Source organism: Kitasatospora sp. NPDC053308 (assembly GCF_055585785.1).
In genome coordinates, this window is the sequence record NZ_JBVJJY010000022.1 from 83331 (window position 1) to 101758 (window position 18428).

21 protein-coding genes and 1 pseudogene are annotated in these 18428 nt (G+C 70.4%); 17 read left to right on the top strand and 5 right to left on the bottom strand.

Annotated features, from left to right (window positions below; genetic code table 11):
- Window positions 1-27 precede the first annotated feature (27 nt).
- The 9 genes and pseudogenes from ACZ6Y7_RS32845 to ACZ6Y7_RS32885 all read left to right on the top strand — a co-directional run bounded on the left by ACZ6Y7_RS32845 (window position 28) and on the right by ACZ6Y7_RS32885 (window position 7990).
- On the top strand, window positions 28-891 hold the full coding sequence (locus ACZ6Y7_RS32845) for an endonuclease/exonuclease/phosphatase family protein (protein ID WP_465761589.1): 864 nt from the start codon (window positions 28-30) through the stop codon (window positions 889-891).
- A gap of 262 nt (window positions 892-1153) precedes the next feature.
- Window positions 1154-2308: a ParA family protein gene (locus tag ACZ6Y7_RS32850; RefSeq protein WP_465761590.1), complete on the top strand. Its 1155-nt coding sequence runs from the start codon at window positions 1154-1156 to the stop codon at window positions 2306-2308.
- The gene (locus ACZ6Y7_RS32855) at window positions 2305-3336 is read left to right on the top strand and encodes a ParB/RepB/Spo0J family partition protein (RefSeq protein ID WP_465761591.1); all 1032 of its coding nucleotides are present in this window, start codon (window positions 2305-2307) and stop codon (window positions 3334-3336) included. The genes ACZ6Y7_RS32850 and ACZ6Y7_RS32855 overlap by 4 nt, the downstream gene beginning before the upstream one ends.
- Window positions 3337-3498: 162 nt before the next feature.
- Complete coding sequence (locus tag ACZ6Y7_RS32860; RefSeq protein ID WP_465761592.1) at window positions 3499-3933, top strand: hypothetical protein; 435 nt, start codon at window positions 3499-3501, stop codon at window positions 3931-3933.
- Between the two features lie 309 nt (window positions 3934-4242).
- Window positions 4243-5844 carry a restriction endonuclease fold toxin-2 domain-containing protein gene (locus ACZ6Y7_RS32865; RefSeq protein ID WP_465761593.1) on the top strand — a complete coding sequence of 534 codons (1602 nt, stop codon included), beginning with the start codon at window positions 4243-4245 and terminating at the stop codon, window positions 5842-5844.
- Between the two features lie 14 nt (window positions 5845-5858).
- Window positions 5859-6320: a hypothetical protein gene (locus ACZ6Y7_RS32870; protein WP_465761594.1), complete on the top strand. Its 462-nt coding sequence runs from the start codon at window positions 5859-5861 to the stop codon at window positions 6318-6320.
- A 334-nt stretch (window positions 6321-6654) separates the two neighbouring features.
- A pseudogene (locus ACZ6Y7_RS32875) lies at window positions 6655-6762 on the top strand (dTDP-4-dehydrorhamnose reductase); the annotation flags it as partial.
- A gap of 400 nt (window positions 6763-7162) precedes the next feature.
- Complete coding sequence (locus ACZ6Y7_RS32880; RefSeq protein ID WP_465761595.1) at window positions 7163-7633, top strand: hypothetical protein; 471 nt, start codon at window positions 7163-7165, stop codon at window positions 7631-7633.
- A gap of 60 nt (window positions 7634-7693) precedes the next feature.
- Window positions 7694-7990: a hypothetical protein gene (locus ACZ6Y7_RS32885; protein WP_465761596.1), complete on the top strand. Its 297-nt coding sequence runs from the start codon at window positions 7694-7696 to the stop codon at window positions 7988-7990.
- A 13-nt stretch (window positions 7991-8003) separates the two neighbouring features.
- Here the strand turns inward: ACZ6Y7_RS32885 and ACZ6Y7_RS32890 are convergent, their stop codons facing one another.
- Entirely contained in the window at window positions 8004-8957 is a 954-nt protein-coding gene (locus tag ACZ6Y7_RS32890; RefSeq protein ID WP_465761597.1) for an ATP-dependent DNA ligase, read from the bottom strand.
- Entirely contained in the window at window positions 8957-9157 is a 201-nt protein-coding gene (locus ACZ6Y7_RS32895) for a hypothetical protein (RefSeq protein ID WP_465761598.1), read from the bottom strand. The genes ACZ6Y7_RS32890 and ACZ6Y7_RS32895 overlap by 1 nt, the downstream gene beginning before the upstream one ends.
- Window positions 9158-9257: 100 nt before the next feature.
- Here ACZ6Y7_RS32895 and ACZ6Y7_RS32900 point away from each other — a divergent pair, with 100 nt between their 5' ends.
- The 6 genes from ACZ6Y7_RS32900 (at window position 9258) to ACZ6Y7_RS32925 (ending at window position 13710) form a co-directional block, all read left to right on the top strand.
- Window positions 9258-9863 carry a hypothetical protein gene (locus ACZ6Y7_RS32900; protein ID WP_465761599.1) on the top strand — a complete coding sequence of 202 codons (606 nt, stop codon included), beginning with the start codon at window positions 9258-9260 and terminating at the stop codon, window positions 9861-9863.
- Entirely contained in the window at window positions 9860-10576 is a 717-nt protein-coding gene (locus ACZ6Y7_RS32905) for a hypothetical protein (RefSeq protein ID WP_465761600.1), read from the top strand. The genes ACZ6Y7_RS32900 and ACZ6Y7_RS32905 overlap by 4 nt, the downstream gene beginning before the upstream one ends.
- 71 nt (window positions 10577-10647) lie before the next feature.
- Window positions 10648-10899, top strand: a complete 252-nt coding sequence (locus ACZ6Y7_RS32910) for a hypothetical protein (protein ID WP_465761601.1) — start codon at window positions 10648-10650, stop codon at window positions 10897-10899.
- Window positions 10900-11766: 867 nt separating this feature from the next.
- A complete protein-coding gene (locus ACZ6Y7_RS32915; protein WP_465761602.1) occupies window positions 11767-11928 on the top strand; it encodes a hypothetical protein in 162 nt (53 codons plus the stop codon).
- A gap of 298 nt (window positions 11929-12226) precedes the next feature.
- Window positions 12227-13222, top strand: a complete 996-nt coding sequence (locus ACZ6Y7_RS32920; protein WP_465761603.1) for a helix-turn-helix domain-containing protein — start codon at window positions 12227-12229, stop codon at window positions 13220-13222.
- A 71-nt stretch (window positions 13223-13293) separates the two neighbouring features.
- Window positions 13294-13710 carry a sigma factor-like helix-turn-helix DNA-binding protein gene (locus ACZ6Y7_RS32925; protein ID WP_465761604.1) on the top strand — a complete coding sequence of 139 codons (417 nt, stop codon included), beginning with the start codon at window positions 13294-13296 and terminating at the stop codon, window positions 13708-13710.
- Window positions 13711-13767: 57 nt separating this feature from the next.
- Here the strand turns inward: ACZ6Y7_RS32925 and ACZ6Y7_RS32930 are convergent, their stop codons facing one another.
- Complete coding sequence (locus ACZ6Y7_RS32930; RefSeq protein ID WP_465761605.1) at window positions 13768-14475, bottom strand: HNH endonuclease family protein; 708 nt, start codon at window positions 14473-14475, stop codon at window positions 13768-13770.
- Between the two features lie 294 nt (window positions 14476-14769).
- On the opposite strand from ACZ6Y7_RS32930, the gene ACZ6Y7_RS32935 reads away from it, so the two are divergent.
- Window positions 14770-15312: a GNAT family N-acetyltransferase gene (locus tag ACZ6Y7_RS32935; RefSeq protein ID WP_465761606.1), complete on the top strand. Its 543-nt coding sequence runs from the start codon at window positions 14770-14772 to the stop codon at window positions 15310-15312.
- Between the two features lie 417 nt (window positions 15313-15729).
- On the top strand, window positions 15730-16224 hold the full coding sequence (locus ACZ6Y7_RS32940; RefSeq protein WP_465761607.1) for a hypothetical protein: 495 nt from the start codon (window positions 15730-15732) through the stop codon (window positions 16222-16224).
- On the opposite strand, the gene ACZ6Y7_RS32945 is transcribed toward ACZ6Y7_RS32940, so the two are convergent.
- Together ACZ6Y7_RS32945 and ACZ6Y7_RS32950 are read right to left on the bottom strand one after the other, a co-directional pair.
- Window positions 16190-16972 (bottom strand): IS5 family transposase, encoded by a 783-nt coding sequence (locus ACZ6Y7_RS32945; protein WP_465761608.1) that lies wholly within the window; start codon window positions 16970-16972, stop codon window positions 16190-16192. The genes ACZ6Y7_RS32940 and ACZ6Y7_RS32945 overlap by 35 nt on opposite strands.
- 315 nt (window positions 16973-17287) lie before the next feature.
- Window positions 17288-18428 (bottom strand): HEAT repeat domain-containing protein (locus ACZ6Y7_RS32950; RefSeq protein ID WP_465761609.1); only part of this gene is annotated, 1141 nt, incomplete at its 5' end.

An 18428-nucleotide genomic window follows, 5' to 3' on the forward strand; every position in this document is an offset into this window, starting at 1 on the left:
CCGCACCGCCCGACGAAAGGCAGAACCGTGATCCTGACCATCGCCGTCCAAAACCTCCAGCGAGGTGGCCTGTCCGACGCAGACGGCAGCCGCGAAGACCGATGGCCGCTCCTCGCCAAACGCATCACCGCCATCGACCCGGACCTGGTCCTCCTCCAGGAAGCCGAGGGATGGGCCGACGCCGGCCACCGCCAACTCGTCCGCGCCGAGCACGACCTCGGCATGGACGGACTCCTCGCCCCCTCCCGCTCCGGCCGCGGAACCGCCCTGCTCTACCGGCGCGAAACCCTCGGCCGACGCATCGCCTGGAACACCGACTACACCGACACCGAGATGCACCACGGCTTCGGCGTCGCCGGCTTCACCATCCCCGGCCTGCCCGCACCGCTCGCCGTCGCCAGCGTGCACCTCACCCCCTACAGTGCGGACAAGGCCATCGCCGAGGCCGACTTCGCCGCCAGCCGCGCCTACCGGCACGGCCCCTACTGCATCCTCGGCGGCGACATCAACTACCCGCCCGCCGCCGGACCCGACCCGGCCTGGGACCGCATGCGCCCCTACAACCGCGGCGCCCGCACCATCCTCACCGACCCGGCACTCCACCAGCAGATCGCTCCCCTACCGGACCGCCGAGTCGCCTGGAAGCTGACAGCCAACGGCCTCATCGACTCAGCCTGGCACCTCCACCAGCAGACCGACGACGACACCCTGCTGCGCCATACCGGCACGGACGACCGGATCGACCAGCTCTGGGTCTCCGGCCCGCTCGCCCCGGCCATCGTCTCCTACACCCTGCTCGACACCCCGGCCGACGCGAGCGACCACCACGGCCTGGCCGTCGTTCTCGACACCGACCGGATCGACACCAGCCGGCCGTGGACCTACCGCTGATCATTCCGACCGAGCAAATTCCCGCGGACCAAGCCCCAACCGCCGTATGCAGGCCGAGTACCGGCTTCCTCTCCCTCACCTGACCAGTAGGCACTGCCACAACGACGAAGGCCTGCGTCCGGGTCCCCGGACGCAGGCCTTCGTCGTTCCGCGAGGGGGTGGAAACGCCGTTTCCACCCCCTCGTCCACCAAGCGGCCCATGATCTGCCGACACGGCTGCCTCACTGTATGACCAACCCCTTCGCGTCAGTATGCTGACGCCATGGCATCCCCCAATTCGGGAGTCGACCGGGAAAAGCTGACGTCCAAGCTGCCCGCGTCCCTCCGTCAAAGCATCAAGGTGCGCGCGGCCCAGCTGGGCATCGACCTCCAGGACGCCGTCACCGACGGCGTGATCGCCTGGCGGGCTCACACCACGCCCCTGCCGCTGATCGACACGTCCGGGGCCGACTCGTTCGGCACCTGGCTCCCCGTAGGCCTCTACGACGCGTTCCGGGAGGACTGCGCCCCACGTGGGGTGTCCTACATCCAGGGGCTCGCCCAGGCAGTCCAGCTGTGGCTCGACCAGCACGCGACCGACGAAGCGCAGGTCCAGCCCCAGCCGGTCCGACGGATCGTCATGGCCAACCAGAAGGGTGGCGTCGGAAAGACCGCCCTCTCTGCTGGCATCGCTCAGGCCTACGCGGAGGACGGTCAGCGGGTACTCCTCATCGACTACGACCCGCAGGGACACCTCAGCCACCAGCTGAACATCCCCGCCATTGACGCAGGTGAAGAAAGCCTCGTCACCCACATGCTGGAGCGTGAGAAAGCCCGCAGGACCATTCAGGACCTGGCGGTCGCCATCCCCGGCGAGCGGTTCGGAGGCAGGCTCCACGTCCTGCCCGCTGCATTTGACGCCTTCCTCCTCGACGCGGGCCTCGCCATGTTCCGCGGACCCCGGCACGCCGTACTGGAGCGCGCCCTCAGCGCCGCGGAGGCGGACTACGACGTCATCGTGATCGACTCTCCGCCGAGCCTCGGCCTCGCCATGGACGCGGCCCTCTTCTACGGCCGGCAGCGTGATGGGGAGCACGAAGGCCGCTCCGGCGTCGTGATCCCGGTGGAGGCGGAGGACAGCTCCGCAAAGGCCTACGGGATGCTCGTCAAACAGATCAACGCCCTCATGGCCGACTACGACCTGCACCTCGAACAGCTCGGGCTCGTCGTCAGCAAGTACGACTCCCGCCGCGGCTTCATCGCCACTTCCTCTCTCGAAAAGTGGCGGAGCCTCGGAACCCCGCGGGTCCTGGCCGTCAACAAAGACCTCCGTGAACAGCGCGAGGCGGTCCGCGTCACCCAGCCCCTGCTCGCCTACGCCCCCGACAGCGAGCAGGCCCACACCATGCGTCAGATCATCAGGGAGCTCGCCTCGTGAGCAGTCGTAGCAAGGCCGCCATGCTCAGCGGCTCCAGCACCTTCGACGCCGTCGCACCGCAGCCCATCAGCGCCCGCGGACGGGCGCTCGCCGCGCTCGACGGCAAGCCCACCACCCCGGAACCGACAGCCCCCGCCGCTCCGCGGAACGAAGTCAGCCTCGACCAGCTCGCGCACAACCCGTTCAACCCGCGCGAGACCCTGACTGAGATCAAGGAGATGGCCGACAGCCTCGAAACCCGGGGCATCATCCAGGTGCTGACCGTGGTCACCCGCAGCGCGTTCGCGGCCGCTCACCCCGGGCACGAAGCACGGATCGGCCCCGCGGACTTCGTCGTCCTCGACGGCAACCGCCGCCTCGCCGGCGCCCGTCTGGCCGGGCTGGACAAGCTTCCTGTCCACGTCGACGACAGCCTGGCGCACACCGCAGACGACATGCTGGAGTCCGCGCTCGTCGCAGCAGTCCAGCACGTCGAGATCGAGCCGCTCGACCAGGCCAAGGCGCTGGAACGGCTCGTCGCCGTCCACGGGTCACAGCGAGAGGTCGCCAAGCGGCTCGGCAAAAGCCACGTCTGGGTCTCCCAACGGCTCTCCCTGCTCAACCTGACCGCAGAACTCAAGGAAGCCGTCGAGACCAAGCAACTGCCGGTCGAGATCGCCCGCGCGGCAGGCCGGCTCCCTCAGGACCAACAGCAAGCCGCAGTCGAAAAGGCTGTCGAGGAACGGGCGGCCCCCAAGCGATCGCGCAGTGCCACGCGTGGAAACGCCGTTTCCACCCCGCGAGTCACCGACCCTGCACCACCGGCAACAGAAGAGGGTGGAAACGGCGTTTCCACCCCGCCCCTGCCGGATCAGCGGGAAGCCCATGGCGACTCTGCCGCAGTCACAGTCCGGCTGATCCCATCCGACCCCAGGGCAACCGCGCAGCTCCTCGTTGACGCGATGGACCGCCGCCAGGCGGTCCAGGTGGCCTCCGAGCTGCTGGAGATCCTGAAGCGCGAGGCCGAGCCCAAGCACGTGGAGCGCTGACACACCCACTCTGCATCCTGTGCGACGCCTGGCCTCAGCCGGGCGTCGCACGCGTTTCCGGGGGACGTCGGCGTGGGCTAAGGGATCACCGAGAGTCCGGATACCGGCACGTCCGGCAGGGCATGCTCAACCGGACCTGCCCACGGCGAAGGGAGCAGCGCAGTGTCCTGGAGAGATGCCGTGCAGCCGGCGTTGCGGGTGCTGCTCCAGGGGGACGACTACCTGGACCCGCACTTGGAGCTGCTACGCCTTGGTGTTGAGCACCGGGATGTCGCAGCCGAGAACCTCACTGTGACCCTGGTGGTGGACGGCGCGCTGGTCACGGGGGCGGTGGTCTCAGCTGCGACGTGGGAGCGTCTGCACGTCGACCGTCTTGGTGCTCACGACTACGACCTGCGGAAGGTTCTGCGGGAGGCCCTCGGGTATCTGGACGAGGCTGCCGAGAAGGGGCGCCGGCGCCGCGAGGTCGATTCGCGATTCCTCCACCTTCGGGACGTCACCGTTCGGTCCGGCCGGACCGAACGCAGGCTGCCGAGCTGGCGCGGTCCGATCGCGGCGGTCAGTGGCTGGAGCTTGGGCGAGCCGGACGAGCGCTGAGCACTGCCTCGGGCGGCGAGGTGCTCAGAAGGGCCGGTGCGGGCGGTCGCTGGCAGGTAGCACCGCCAGCGGCCAGCGGCCCGCCTCAACCCCTGCGCGCCTGAACGCCTTCAGCGCACAAGGGAGGATGCCGCTCTCGGAACGTACCGCGGTCCTCACCGGGTGACGCCAACTTTCCGGCCGCGTCACGGGCGGCGCCGCCCGGACCAGCCTGCGCCCGCAGGGCAACCGCGGCATGGCGGATGGTTTGCCGACCGGCGGCGTTCGGCCTTCTAGCATGGGGGCAGTTGGGACAAGGGGGTGGGGTGGATGGACGGCGGTTACAAGGTCGACGTGCGCGCGCTGGTCAACGGCTCGTGGCAGATGCATCAGGTCTCCGAGGACCTGCTGAACATCGTGACGTTGCTGGCACGGGAGCTGTCCGCGTCCGGCGGCATGATCGGGGACGACGAGGCGGGGAAGCTCTTCGCGTCGGTGTACAAGCCGTCGGCGAAGACGACGTTGAACCAGATGGCGAACGCCTGCCACTTCATGGGTCAGGGCTCGCAGACCCTGCTGGCGAACGCCAACAACTATCTGGCGGCCGAGGACGCGGTGGCGAAGCAGCTGCTGGACACGAACGCTGACCCGGCTGGCGACGCTACTGCCGGCCTGGCTCAGCCCTGGACGGCCGCCGGGCAGTGCGCGCCGGATCCACGGGGGATCGGCGAGACGCTGCCGGAGGCTCTTGGCAAGACCAGCGGCATGGACCGGTGGGTGTGGGGAGACCGCTTCCGCGGAGACTCGGACAAGCTGAGGAAGGTCGCTGGGAGCTGGCAGGCCGCCCACCGGCTCACCGTGCAGGTCCTCCACGGCGCGCAGGACGCTTGGCGCACTGTCGACGAAGTTCATGAAGGCCAGACGGCCAAGGCGATCGCCGAGTTCTTCACCGCCTTCGTCGGCCGGCAGGACTACCCGGCGAAGCCGGAAAGCGGCTCCACACTGCTGGCGAACCTGGCATCCGCCTGTCGGCAGCTCGGCGACGCCTGCGACCGTTATGCCAAGCACATCGACGACTCCGCGAGCTTCTTCAACAACTGGTTCGTCGCCCCCTGGGACGACCCAGTCTTTGGCGGCGAAGGGGACGACGGTGGCCTGAAATCCAAGCTGCTCGGCGACACCCAGATCCTGTCGCTCGCCGGCACGCCGCACGCGCTCGACGACACCCAGAAGCGGGTGCCGGTTCCCCAGGGCCAGCCCGCGCCGAAGCCGTCCGGTCCGGGGTTCCCCTGGGTCCTGCCCTTCCCTGCGCCGCTTCCCCTTCCTCTGCCGTTGGTTCCCGCGGCCTACAGGCCGGTCAACCCGAACGTGCAAGTCCGGACCCCCGTCGCGCCCCCCAACCCGCCGATGCCGGGCTACCCCCCGCTGACGCCCACCGAACTGGCAACGTTCCGGCAGTGGAAGTCGGGTCTGGTCACCGGCGACTTCTCCGGCGGCATCGACGCCGACAAGCGCTACCAGTGGGACGTGGCCGGGTACCCCGAGTACCAGCTGCCCCTGGTACCGCTGAAACCCAACAGGGAGCCGTACATCATGGCGGACGGCCTTCGGGATACCGACGGCATGATCGTCGACGCCAAGTACGTCCGCGACCCCGCGAAGTGCTACCGCACTCTCGAGGAGTACGAGAAGACCCAGAAGAAGGAGAAGGGCGCGAAACCCCCGTTCCTATTCAAGGACGACGAAGAGGAACTCCAGAAGTACGCGGTCGCCATGAACGACCCCCGCAACCAGCAAGTCCGCGGACTGGAGATCGACACCAACGACCCCATCACCGTGCCCTACTGGCGCACCATGATGGCCCTCTACGGCGCCAAGGGCTACGCCCGCTACGTTCCGTCAGGCCCCCTCACCAACCCCACGCTCTCCTAGGACCAGGACCAGCCATGACCTCCCAGCCCGTCCCCGAGTTCGGCGAACCCAGCACCCTGTTCATCTTTACCCCCGCCCCTGGCACGACCTGGAACCTGACCGTTGACGCCTTCACCCAGGCGCTCCGGCGAAGGGAAGGGGAGCAGCAGGCGTTCGTGCACACCAAGGCGGACGGCGGAGCCTACGGACCGAGCGACGAGAACGACTGGTGGTTCGACTTCACCGCAGCCGGGACAACCTACGAGGGCATCGGATCCGGCGCCTCGGGCGACGAAGGCCTGTCCCTGCGCAACGCGACCGCCGGTGCCGCTGCGGAGTTCGCCGCCTGGCTGATCCAGGAACTCGTGCCCGCGAACGGCCAGGTCGATTTCAACACCAGGGCCGGCATGGAGGCGGGCCTGCCCGACGAGATCCTCGCCGAGCACACTGTCGCCGGATTCGAAGCCATCTTCCGCGAGCACCTGAGCGACCTGTGACCCCGTCGGCCACGCCCCAGGGGCACGACTTCGGCGGGAAACAGCTGGCCACAACCTCCGGAGCTCGGCGGAGAGCTTGGCCACCTTGTGGACGAGAAGGACAACCTGCGCGGATAGGTCAGTGCACGGTGTAACTCGGTTGGGCTGAGTTAGCGGCGGCCGGCGGGGAGCCGGCCGCCGAATCGTCTACGTGGCCGGTGAGGGGGTGGGGTGCTCCTGGCCGGGGACCGTCGCTGCACCCACGACCGCCAGGCGAACGCGCGGGCGCTCTCGTCTCGGTGAAGTCGGGCCGGCCTTGGCGGAGTTGGACCTGCCTCTGCTTTACCGTCATGGCGTGACAGTCCTCATCATCGGCGGCAGCGGATTCCTGGGCACCGAGCTGGCCCGCCAGGCGGCATCGGCAGGCACCCCGGTGGCCGCGACCTTCGCCACAAAGCGCGGCCTGCTCCTCGGCGGCGCGCACGTGGTCCTCGGCGGCCCGGGCCTGCTGCTCGGCGGCAGCGGCCTGGCGCCGGGCGACCTCGGCGGCGGCCTCCGCGGCTGCCGCGCCGGCCCGGGCGTCCCTCGCCTGACCTTGGGCGATCTTTGCCTGCCAGAACGCGGCGACGGCCGATCCACCGCCGAAGACGGCCGCGGCGATCGCGGCGGTCATGTTCCAGTCCACGGTGTGCCTCCCCGTCCGTCCGACGAGGACCGCCGGACGGGGCCGTCAGCGTACCCGGGGGAGGGAAGGATAACGGTCATTATCCTTCCTTTTCCCGACGGTCCGCCGGGTGGGTGAAGCTGACCGAGTGACCGCGGCCCCAAGGTCTCTCCGCTCGCCTTGGCAGTAGCCTCCGGACATGTCTGCGGCCGCCATCCTCTATCTGATCTCGGCTCTGCTGGACTTCGGGGGCATCACCCTGACGGTCTTGGACATCCGAGCAGCCCGCGGGAAGTTGCGCGACTTCATCAGGCGCCCGCACCACGTGTACGTCTCGGACGCAGCGGCCGCAGTCGACGCGGCCAACGCCTCCGTCCTGACGAGCGGGCCACCGAAGACTCTCGAAGAGCGTGTCTGGCAACTGGAGACGTGGCAGAGCAGCATCCCCGGAGAGCTCGACCGCCGCGACCGGGAGGTGGTTGCCCGCCTGGAAGCCCGTCTGCAAGGCGACATCGACGCCGCCCGAACCTCCGTTCAGACGCAGCTGCTCCAGGTCAGCGAGTACCTGGAGGGTGGCTTGCAGACAGCCACGGTCAACTACCGGGGTCCCGCTCTGCTCCTCCTCGGGGTAGTCGTTGGCTTCTGCGGAAACCTCACTGCGCTCAGCTGAACGAGAGAAGCGATTGCCTGACTGATGGAATGGCGACCGTCTTCGCCAATCTGCGGGCGGATGGTCGCGAACGCTGACACCCTCAAGGGCAACGCCGGCATCGACCAGGAGAGAGCGATGGTGGACGACGAGAACGACCAGGAGAACCACCGGCCCGAGCTCGACTACGGCTACGGCCTTGAGTACGAGCCCGACCCGTTCGCCGATCCTTCCTACGAACAGCCGAAGGAATGGCCCGACGACCCGATCGGCGACGACATCGAGGCGATGTACGAGGCCGCCTGGCGGGACGGAACGATCACCCGGGACAGCCCGGCGGCCAAGGCCTGGAAGGAACGGCCCTGGCTCCGCCGGTAGGCACTGCGCGCGGTTAGGGGACCAGCGGCGGGTGGACCTGGTCGGCAGTCAGGTCGGCTCGGACTCGGGTGATCCGCGGGCGGTGGCGGTAGCGGCCGAACTCGGGCTCGGCCTGGTCGGTCTCGATCTCGACGACGGCCTCCGGCTCCACGGGCAGGTAGGCGATCGGCGGGCTGCCTGGCAGCCCGCCGACGGTGCCGGGCAGCTCGGCTGGCTCGCCGGCCGGGTGCAGGAGCGGTGCCAGGGCGCGGCGTAGGTCTTGGCCGAGGGGGAGGGAGACGGCCACCGGTCGCAGTCGGCCGTCGTGGCCTGGGCGGGAGAGGACGGCGGCCTGGGTGGCGGGGGTTCGGCCGGTGATGCCGGTGACGACCGCGTCCACGGTGTGGCGGCGGCGCCACTTCGTCCAGGCGGAGCCGTAGCGGGGCAGGTAGGGGAGCGGCTCGGGCTTGGCGACGATGCCCTCGACCGCGCAGCCCAGCGCGCCGACCCAGGCCATGGCCTCGGCCGGGTCGCGGGTGGCCGGGACGGGCCGGATCGCGGCGGGCGCGTCGGCCAGCAGGTCCAGCAGGAGACGGCGGCGCTCGCTGTAGGGCTGGGGGCGGTGGTCGGTGTCGGCGGTGGCCAGGGCGTCGAAGGCCGCGAAGTGGACGGTGAACCCGGCGCCGGGCCGCGGGCCCCTCCCGGCGCGGGTCTGCAGGAGCGCGAAGGAAACCTCGCCCGACTCCGTGACGGCGAGGAGCTCGCCGTCGTACACGGCCTCCGGCAGCCGCCCGGCGGTGCCCGCGAGGTCGGCCATCGCGGCGGTGAGGTCGGTGCCGTGCCGGCTGTAGACCCGGGCCGCGGGCCCGGTGCGCAGCAGGGCCCGCCAGCCGTCGAGCTTGGGCTCCAGACTCAGACCGGGGCCGGCGGGCGGATCTGGGACCGGGCGGGCGGCGGCGACCTCGACCGGCAGGTCGAAGGGGATCATCACGGACCGCCGTCGGCGCGCCGCCCCGGCGCCAGGCCCATGTAGAAGGCGAACGCCTCGGGTGCGGCGTCCTGCGCCGCCCGCTGCTGCTCGGGGGTCTCCCGCTCCAGCGCGAAGCACGCCCAGGAGCAGCGTCCCCAGGGGGTCCAGTCGCTGGTGCGGCCGCAGGCCTCGCAGCGCATCACGGCGGTCTCGGGCATGGTCCACCTCCGCTGAACTGGTCATTTCCACGGTAGAGCGTCGGCGGGCCGGAGACCGATGACGTTTGATCAGTCGAACAAGCGATCGAATAATGAGGGTGTGACCGCAGCCGTACCGTTCTCCGCCTCGTCCCGGCAGCCTGGCAACGCGCCGGGGGATGCCGAGTGCCCGCCTCGGGAGTTGATGACGCTGCCCGGCGTGCACCGGGAGGTGCGCCGGTGGCGGCTTGTGGAGGTCCGCCTCGGCGGCCGGTGGCGGCCGGCCATCCTGACCTCCTGGCGCCGCCCGCCGGGCAGCACCCGCTGGGTGGTCCACGTCCGCTGGGGCCCCGACGGCCCGGGGCCGGGCGAGGAGCCCTGGGCCTGGCTGCTCTACGACGACGCGACGATCCGCCCCCTGCCCGAGCCGGACGACAGCGTGGGGCTGCGTGACGCGGTGCTGGTCCCCTCCGAGATGGCCGGCGCTCCCGAGCCCGACGACGCGGGCCGGTGCTGGCGCCTGGCCTGGCTCCACCTCGGCGGCTGGCGCTCCGCCCTGGTGACCGAGCAGCGCCGGCCGGGCCCCGGCCTGCCCTGGATCGCCTCCGTGCGGTGGGGCGAGGACAAGGCCTCGGCCTGGGTCGTCGCCGACGGCCGCACCCTTCGCGCCGCCGCGCCCGCTCCCGCTCCGCAGGACTCATCCCAGCTCGGGGAATCGCGCCCGTGACGCTCACCGTCGTCCAGAGAGCGGCCGAGGAAGGGAGCGACCGGCTGGCAGAGCTGCTGGAGGTGACCTCGCCGACGGCCCGGTCGCGCCAGGCCAGCACGGAAATCCTGCCGGTGCTGGAGCCGCTGCGTCCCCTGCTGCCGAATGGAGGTCTGGCCCGGGGGACGGTCACGGTCGTCCCGGACCTCGGCACGCTGCTGGCGCTCGCCGCCGGTCCGGCCGGCGCCGACCGGTACGGCTACACCTCGGTGATTGGGCTACCTGACCTCGGGCTGGCCGCTGCGGCCGGGTACGGACTGGACCTGCGCCGCCTCCTGGTCGTCGACGAGCCCGGCGATCACTACGCCGAGGTGGTGTCGACGCTCGCCGCCGCCTGCCCGGTGATCATCGCGGCGGGGCACCGGCACCTCGCGCCCCGGACGGTCGACCGCCTCGCCGCCCACCTGCGCCGGGCCGGGACGGTCGTGCTCACGCCGGGCCCGTGGCCGGGCGCCCACCTGCGGGTGGAAACGCGGTCGAGCGGCTGGGAAGGGCTGGGCGACGGATGGGGGCAACTGGACCGCCGTCGGGTCGAGCTGCGGGCCGTCGGCCGGGGCTCCGCCGGACGGGAGCGCCGGATGGAGTTGTGGCTGCCCGACGGGGACGGTGGCGTGAGTACCCGGACGGAGTCCGTCGCGGCGGCGGCCGGATCGCCCGCGTCCGCGTCCGCCTAAGAAAGTCGGCGCCGTCGTGGTTCGCAGCTCAGCGGCCATGCCGGGTTCGGCGGGGTCAGCCGGTGTGCCCGGTGGGCAGCAGGTCGGTGGCGAAGAGGGGGACGCCGAGGCGGTGGGCGGCGGCGGCGCGCGCCGGCCTGGAGGTCCGGCTCACCGGCCATTCCCAGCGGGCTGGGCTGATCACCACGAGCATCAAGGCCGGCAAGCGGCCCGACAAGGTCCGCGCCCAGTCCGGGCACGCTCCCTCCAGCCCGGTGTTCGAGGGCTATGTCCGCGACGCCAAGGCCTGGGAGGACGCCGCCACCGAGGACATCGGCCTGTAGCTGGGCCCCCGAGCGACCCGAACTGTGGGCCCAGCTCCCCGAGCGACCCAGGACACCGTCCGCGAGCTGATGACGCACTTGATCACGTTAGCCGCACCGACCAGGACGGACCGGCCTGCGGCGGCCCGCTGCTGATCGACCGGACGGCGCTCGAGAAGCTTCCCAGCGGCGGGGTGAACCGGTTGGTCTGGCTCTGGCGGTGCCGCCTGATGACACCTCGCCGCAGCACACCGCCGCGTGGCCCACGGACCTGGCTGGCGCCATTGGGGCCCGTGCCAGCCTCGCGGAGATGCGCGGAGGTGTCCCCCGGGAGGGGGTGGCGACGCGTGTTGCGGGCGGGTGCTTCTGTTGCCGCTTCACCACCGCGAGGTGTTGGCAACCCTTGAACAAAGCCGGCCCGCGGGGAGAGTCGGCCGGTGGCAGCAGGGGTGTTCGGGGCGTGCGAAGGGGGCCGGTTGCGGGGGTTCGCTCTGTGAGCACCAGATCTTGCGTTTCGTTTACCCGGACGGGCTCGACGCGATCATCGAGCCGGAACGAACCGGACGTAATCCGCAACCCCCACAGTCGATATCTGACCGGCTGCTTTCGACTTTGATCGATCTGTTCGAATTCTTTCTGCCGGGAGACCGTTAAGCGGATGAGCCGTTAACGCGGTGGAGTGATCGCGTTGTAATCTCCCGAATACGTAGAGCCCCGGCGGGCCTGGAAACCGTTTATGCCGGGGCTCTGCGCAACACACACTTCGATCGAGGAGCTCTCGTGAGTCCTGACCGGATTCGGTACCTTGCCGCCTTGCAACGGCTGGGGCGTGGCACCGAACCTAACATGCCTCCGCAGGCCGGCGGGGAAACCTCCGTGGCTATTGCCATGTGGGTACATCTGAAGGGCGGCCTGCTGGTGGTCGTCCCGGGCGCGATGGCCGCCCTCTGCACGGGGTCCGGCCCCGGGTTGGGGGTGTCGGCCGTTCTGGGTGCCGCGGGGGCCGTGGCGAACGCTTCCCACGTCAGCTACCTGCGCCGTCGCACCTAACGGCGTGTTTCCGCCCGGCCGCCTTCACACCGACGCGAGGCGGCCGGGCTCCTGTACCGCCCCTGCGCGGCTGAAATGCAATCCGTACGCGCTGTTCTGGATCATCGGGCATCCGCGAACGAAATCCCCGTCCAGGGTCACCCGTTCGCGGTACCCGAATTTCTTTCAGGAACGGGACATGACCCAGCTCACCGGGCCGAGCCAGGCTTGCGAACACTGCGGCACGGCGTTCGTGCTCAGCACCCGTGGCCGACGGCGCCGCTTCTGCACCGATAAGTGCCGCTCCGCTGCGCACCGCATGACGAAGATCCCCCAGCCGGAGCCGCTGCCGACAATGGACCCGGTGGTCGTCCAGATCGCTGGCAGCCTGATGGCGGCCGCCCGCAGGCTGCAGAACGTCGTGAAGTCGAACGATCCCGCGCTCGGCGACTTCGCCGAGCTCATGATCCTCGCCGAGCTCGGCAAGGAGTACGACGAGCTGGTCAACGCCGTCGTCCTCCAGGCGCGCGGGCGCAAGGTCCGCTGGCCGGCGATCGCCGAGGTCCTCGGAGTCAGCACCGAGACCGCCCGCACCCGGTGGGAGGAGGCGAAGGCCGCCCGGCTGCTGGCCCGCCGCCGTGAACGCGGGCGAAAGACCGCGCGCCCGCGCGGCTCCGCACCCAGGCCGCGCGGCTCCCGCAATCGGCGCGGTGCCGTCGGCGCCCTCGACGCCCAGACTCGTCTGGCCAGTGCCCTGTCCCACCTCCAGCGGACCTCGGGCCGGTACATGCGGGAGATCGCTAAGGGCTCCGGCGTCTCCACCTCCTACATCTCGCGGGCGGTCAGCGGGGAGCGGATGCCGCGCTGGGACGTGGTGGCCGCCTTCGCCCGCTTCTGCGGGGCCGACCCGGAGCAGTTTCGCGTGTTGTGGGAGGAGGCCAACGGCAAACCGACGGCCCGGCCCTTCTTCGCGGGCCGGCCCAGCGCCCAGGACCACGCCAAGTTCCAGCTCACCTCCGCGATCCAGGGTCTCCATCTCGCCGCGGGACGCCCGAGCGCACCGTTCGTCGCCGCGCACTCCTGCCCGCCGCTCACCGCCGCCCGGGTCGCCGCTGTCCTGTCTGGCCGCGAGCTGTCGTCGTGGCCGGACATCGAAGCGGTGATCACGGTCCTCCAAGGCCCGCCCGCGGTCATCAGGCCCCTGTGGGAGTGCCTCAAGCTCGCGGGGAACCCGGAATGGACGCCGGAGAACCCGCTACCCCCGACCCCGGTGTCGCAGACCCAGACCACCACCCTGCGCGCCGAGTCCTTCTGACCACCGGCGGCGACACCCACACCCTGCCGCCGCCCCGCAACCCGTCCGTCCCATACCCCTGGGGAAGCACCATGGCGCCAGCCTGGCACGGCAACCGACCCCGCAGGCCGACACGACCCGACCAGATCGGGCCGTGGGCCCTGCACGACCTCCACTACGACCGCTACCTCCAGTACGCCGCCCTTCACCTGCCCGCCGCCGACGCCCACCACGCCATCAAGAACGCCTTCGACGAGATCGCCGCCACCTGGCTCCACATCCTGGCCACCCCCAGCCCCGCCGCCTGTGCCTGGCAGACCGTCCGCCACCACGTCCGCACCATGGCCGGCCCCCTCGAACCCGTCGCCCACCTCACCGACCCGCAGCAGGACGTTCTGCTGCTCCACCTGGTGCTGGAACTGCCGGCCGCTGAGGTGGCGGAACTGACCGGAACGGACCCGGCCGCTGTCCACGTGCGGCTTCGTGCCCTTACCCGGCGCCCCCGGTGACGTCGCGCAGGACCTGCGTCGAGGCGACGACCGGCCCCCGTGGTTAGGTGGCTGGGGTCAGCGGGCGAGTTCGACCGTGATGGTCTCGTCGGGGCAGCCGGCGGCGATCTGGTGCAGGGTGTCGGCTTCGCGCTGGTCGATGGTGAGGGACCAGCGGGTTTTCACGGTGGTCCAGTTGGTGAGGTAGGTGCAGGTGTAGTTGCGGGCGGGGGGCATCCAGTCCGCCGGGTCCTTGTCGGCCTTGGAGCGGTTGGAGCGGGCGCTGACCGCGATCAGGGACCGCTCGTCGCCGAGGTCGTTGGCGTACGCCTCGCGCTCCTTGGGAGTCCATGCGTAGGCGCCGGAGTCCCAGGCTTCGGCGAGGGGGACCATGTGGTCGACGTCGAGGGCGGCGGAGTCGGTGACGGTGAGGCCGTCGTAGGGGGAGAACCAGGTACCGCCGGTGAGCGCGCAGCCCGGGCCGACCTCGGGGGCGTCGACGGCCTCGGCGATGATGACCTCCTTGCGGGTGTTGCAGCCGTTCTTGTCGGCGTCGATCCAGTGACGGAACTTGGTGCGCTCGTAGCCCTCGCGGTTCTCGTCGGCGACGGGCAGGGCGTCGATGGCCTCGTGCAGCCGGATCGTCAGGACTTGCCCGGGGGAGCGGTGGCGGCCGTCCTTGGCGAGTGTGGCCGCGGCTGCCGGCGTTGCCGTGGAGAGGGCGGTGAGGGCGAGTAGGGCGCTGGCGGCGAGCGCGGTCGTGCGCGCGATGGTGCTGGTTCGCATCGGGGCTGGTCCGCTTCCTGATCGATCAACGGTCGTTGTGGATCTTCCTAGTGGCCACCGAGGGGCAGAGGAAAGCGGATGGGCAAGGCGTTCACCCGCTCGTGCGAGAAGTCGTATCGATACGGTCAGACGACCACCGCGTTCGCCCGTCCGGCCGCCGATCACCACTCGGTTTCCGCGCCCGTCCTGACGTCGCGCAGACAGCGACGACGCTGTCGGCCAGGACCAGGGCGATGGTCACATCTGATGCCGGCAACGGAGGCCGCACGAGCCCCCCACCTTTAAGATCCCCGGATGGCGATCAACGACTATCTTCAGCAGGGTCCCCGAGTGGCGATTCGCCACGTCTGCCTGGAGGACTACGAGGAGGTGGCCCGGCTGTCTCGTGAGAGCGCCGAGATGCTCCACCGCTGGTTCGGTGCGCGCGAGACCACGCGAGAGGCGTTCGAGCACTACATCGAGCAATCAGAGCAGCCCTCTCGCGAGAGCTTCGTGATCTGCCTGCGCGGCACCGGCGCTATCGTCGGCAGCGCCAACATCAGCCACATCATCCGAGGCGCGCTCCAGAGCGGCTCTCTGGGCTACACCGCTTACGCCTCAACCACCGGGCACGGCTACATGACCGACGGTCTCAAGCTCGTTCTCCAGCACGCCTTCGACCGGCTTGACCTGCACCGACTGGAGGCGAACATCCAGCCGGACAACACCGCCTCAATCAACCTCGTCCAGCGTCTCGGCTTCCAGCGAGAGGGCTACTCGCCCGCATTCCAGCTCATCAATGGCGAATGGCGAGACCACGAGCGCTGGGCCGTCACTGCTGTGGTCCTCGCGGAGTAGCGCTCGGGGCCACATATCGGCTGGGTCGCAGATCTTGCGTCCGGCGATCGTGGTCGGCAGTGTGTTCGGGTTCCTGCTGATCTTGTTCCGGATGACCTATGGGAGCGGCTGGCTCCGCTGTTCCCCCCGTTCCCGAGCGCCGCCGTCGCTACCCCGGACGCTTGCGGATTCCGGCGGCGGCGCGCAACACCTTCGGCTTCACCGCAACCACCGCCCGTGCGGCGGCGAGCCCCCGGTCCTCCTCGATCCCGAGCACGCCGCCAGGAGGTCCCGCTGGTTCAGCTCTGACCAGCCGCGCGGCTAAGAAGCCGTTGTCTTTCCGAGAGTGACGGGTGCGTTGTGGCTGGTCAGGGATAGGGCCGGTGTTTCGGCGGCAGGGGGGAGGCGTCGTGTCGTCTCTTCGGTGGAGGTGCCGGGATGCCGTCGGTGATGGGGTTGTTGGAGGAGCGCGAACGCGCCGCCCGGCAGCGGGTGGAGGCCCTTCAGGTCGAGCTGCGGGAGGCCCAGGCGGTGTGGGAGCGGTTCGTGATCGCCCGCGAGACTGTGGGCGAGGTCCTGGCGGAATCTCCCGGAGGCGGGGAGGTGCCGCGGGCCGTGGTGGACGGTGAGCGGCCGGGGCCGGTCGCCGCGGCGGTGCCCGGTTTGGTGGTGCCGCACTGGCGGGAGGGGTTCGCTCCGACGGCGCTGGCGCCGGACTACCGGCGGATCATGGATGTCCTGGTCGGCGGGAACGGGGTGGGCGGGGAGGCGATGGACTGCCGCCAACTCGCGGCGGCGCTTGGCCTGGAGGTGGTTCCCGGGAAGGTCGAGGGGGTGCGGTCGAAGGCGAAACGCCTGGCCGCGCGGGGCTGGCTGGACGAGCGGAAGCCGGGGATGTTCAGCGTGCCCGCCGGGCGAGGCGTCGGCTCATGACCATGCTCATCGACCAGCGGATCACCGCCTCCGAGGTGTCGATGCGCGTCTCGTAGTCGCGAGCGAGGCGGCGTGAGCGCATCAGCCACGCGAACGTCCGCTCGACCAGCCACCTCTTGGGCAGGACGACGAAGCCCGTGGTGTCGTCGCCGCGTTTGACCACACTCAGCGTGATCCGCCAGGCATCACGGGCGAGGTCGACCAGGCGTCCGGTGTAGCCGCCGTCGGCCCACACGACCGTGATGCGCCGGTACCGCTCCCGCAGCCGTGCCAGCAGCGTCCCGCCGGCCTCGCGGTCGGTGACGGACGCCGCGGTGACCATCACCGCCAGCAGCAGGCCGAGGGTGTCCACCACGATGTGCCGTTTGCGGCCGTTCACCTTCTTTCCGCCGTCGAAGCCCCGGGAGGCGGCCGGCACCGACGTGGCCCCCTTCACCGACTGCGCGTCGATGATGCCCGCGGTCGGTTCCCGGTCGCGGCCCGCCGCCTCGCGGACCCGGTCGCGCAGCCGGTCGTGGAACTCGGCGACCAGGCCCTTGTTCCGCCAGCGCCGGAAGAAGGCGTAGACGCGGTCCCAGGCGGGGAAGTCCGCGGGCATCGCCCGCCAGGCGATGCCGCCCGCGACCAGGTAGCGCACCGCATCGACCATCTGCCGGTGACAGTAGCCCTCCGGCTGCCCGCCGCGTCCCTCCAGCCAGCCCGGGACCGGCATCGCGCTCCGCACCACGGCCCACTCCGCGTCGGTCATGTCGGAGGGATACCTCGGTCGTCTGTGCGGACGGTCCCCGGCATTCCCGAACCGGTGAGCGAGGCAATCACACGTCAGGGCAGTGGAGTTGGACGATTCGGGCACGGGCGCGGAAGACTGCAGCACCAGGGGCCTCCTGTTGCTCGGTTGGATTCGACACCCACGAGCTGTGCGGGAGGCCCCACTCTCATGCCTGGCCGGCCAGAAGATCACCCAACTGAGTCGACGACGTCGAACTCACGCTCACCGAGATCGATAGAGCAACGGCCACTAAGACAGCGTGTCCCCAGTGTCCACCCGGCCCGGTTACTTGAGTCAGAAGCGAACGAAGCTTTGCCGCTCCAACAGCGTCAAGGCCTGCCCTGCCGTTAGCTTCACGTCCTCGTCCTCGTGCTGTTCCATGGCGCGGATGAGAGCAGGGCTTTCGGGTTCCTCCGGCCACAGCAACGCGAGCAGCTTGACCACCTGGATCCTGATGTCGGCTGGATAGCGTCTCTTGGCATGCTCGCATACCAGCGGCCATGCCACGTCGGGGAAGTTCGCGGCGAGCACTCGTAGGGCGGTGGTGCGGACGTCCGGGGTGGTGTCGGTGGTGGCGGTCAGGACGGCTTTGCGGGTGTCCGGGTGGTCCGGCCACAGCTCCCCGAGCACTCGCAGGGCGGTGTCTCGGACGTCCCGGGTGGTGTCGGTGGTGGCGGTCAGGACGGCTTTGCGGGTGTCCGGGTGGTCCGGCCACCGCTCCGCCAGTACGTGCAGGGCGGTGTCTCGGACGTCCGGGGCGGTGTCGGTGGTGGCGGTCAGGACGGTGTGGTGGGTGTCCGGGTGGTCCGGCCACAGCTCCGCCAGTACGTGCAGGGCGGTGCCGCGGACGTCCGGGTGGGTGTCGGTGGTGTCGGTGGTGGCGGTCAGGACGGTGTGGTGGGTGTCCGGGTGGTCCGGCCACCGCTTCCCCAGCACTCGCAGGGCGGTGCTGCGGACGTCCGGGTGGGTGTCGGTGGTGTCGGTGGTGGCGGTCAGGACGGCTTTGCGGGTGTCCGGGTGGTCCGGCCACCGCTCCGCCAGTAGGTGCAGGGCGGTGCTGCGGACGTACGTGGTGTCGGTGGTGTCGGTGGTGGCGGTCAGGACGGCTTTGCGGGTGTCCGGGTGGTCCGGCCACAGCTCCCCGAGCACTCGCAGGGCGGTGTCACGGACGTATGGGTGGGTGTCGGTGGTGGCGGTCAGGACGGTGTGGTGGGTGTCCGGGTGGTCTGGCCACCGCTCCCCCAGCACTCGCAGGGCAGCACTGTGGACGTTCGGGGTGGTGTCGGTGGTGGCGGTCAGGACGGTGTGGTGGGTGTCCGGGTGGTCTGGCCACCGCTCCGCCAGCACTCGCAGGGCAGCACTGTGGACGTTCGGGGTGGTGTCGGTGGTGGCGGTCAGGACGGTGTGGTGGGTGTCCGGGTGGTCTGGCCACCGC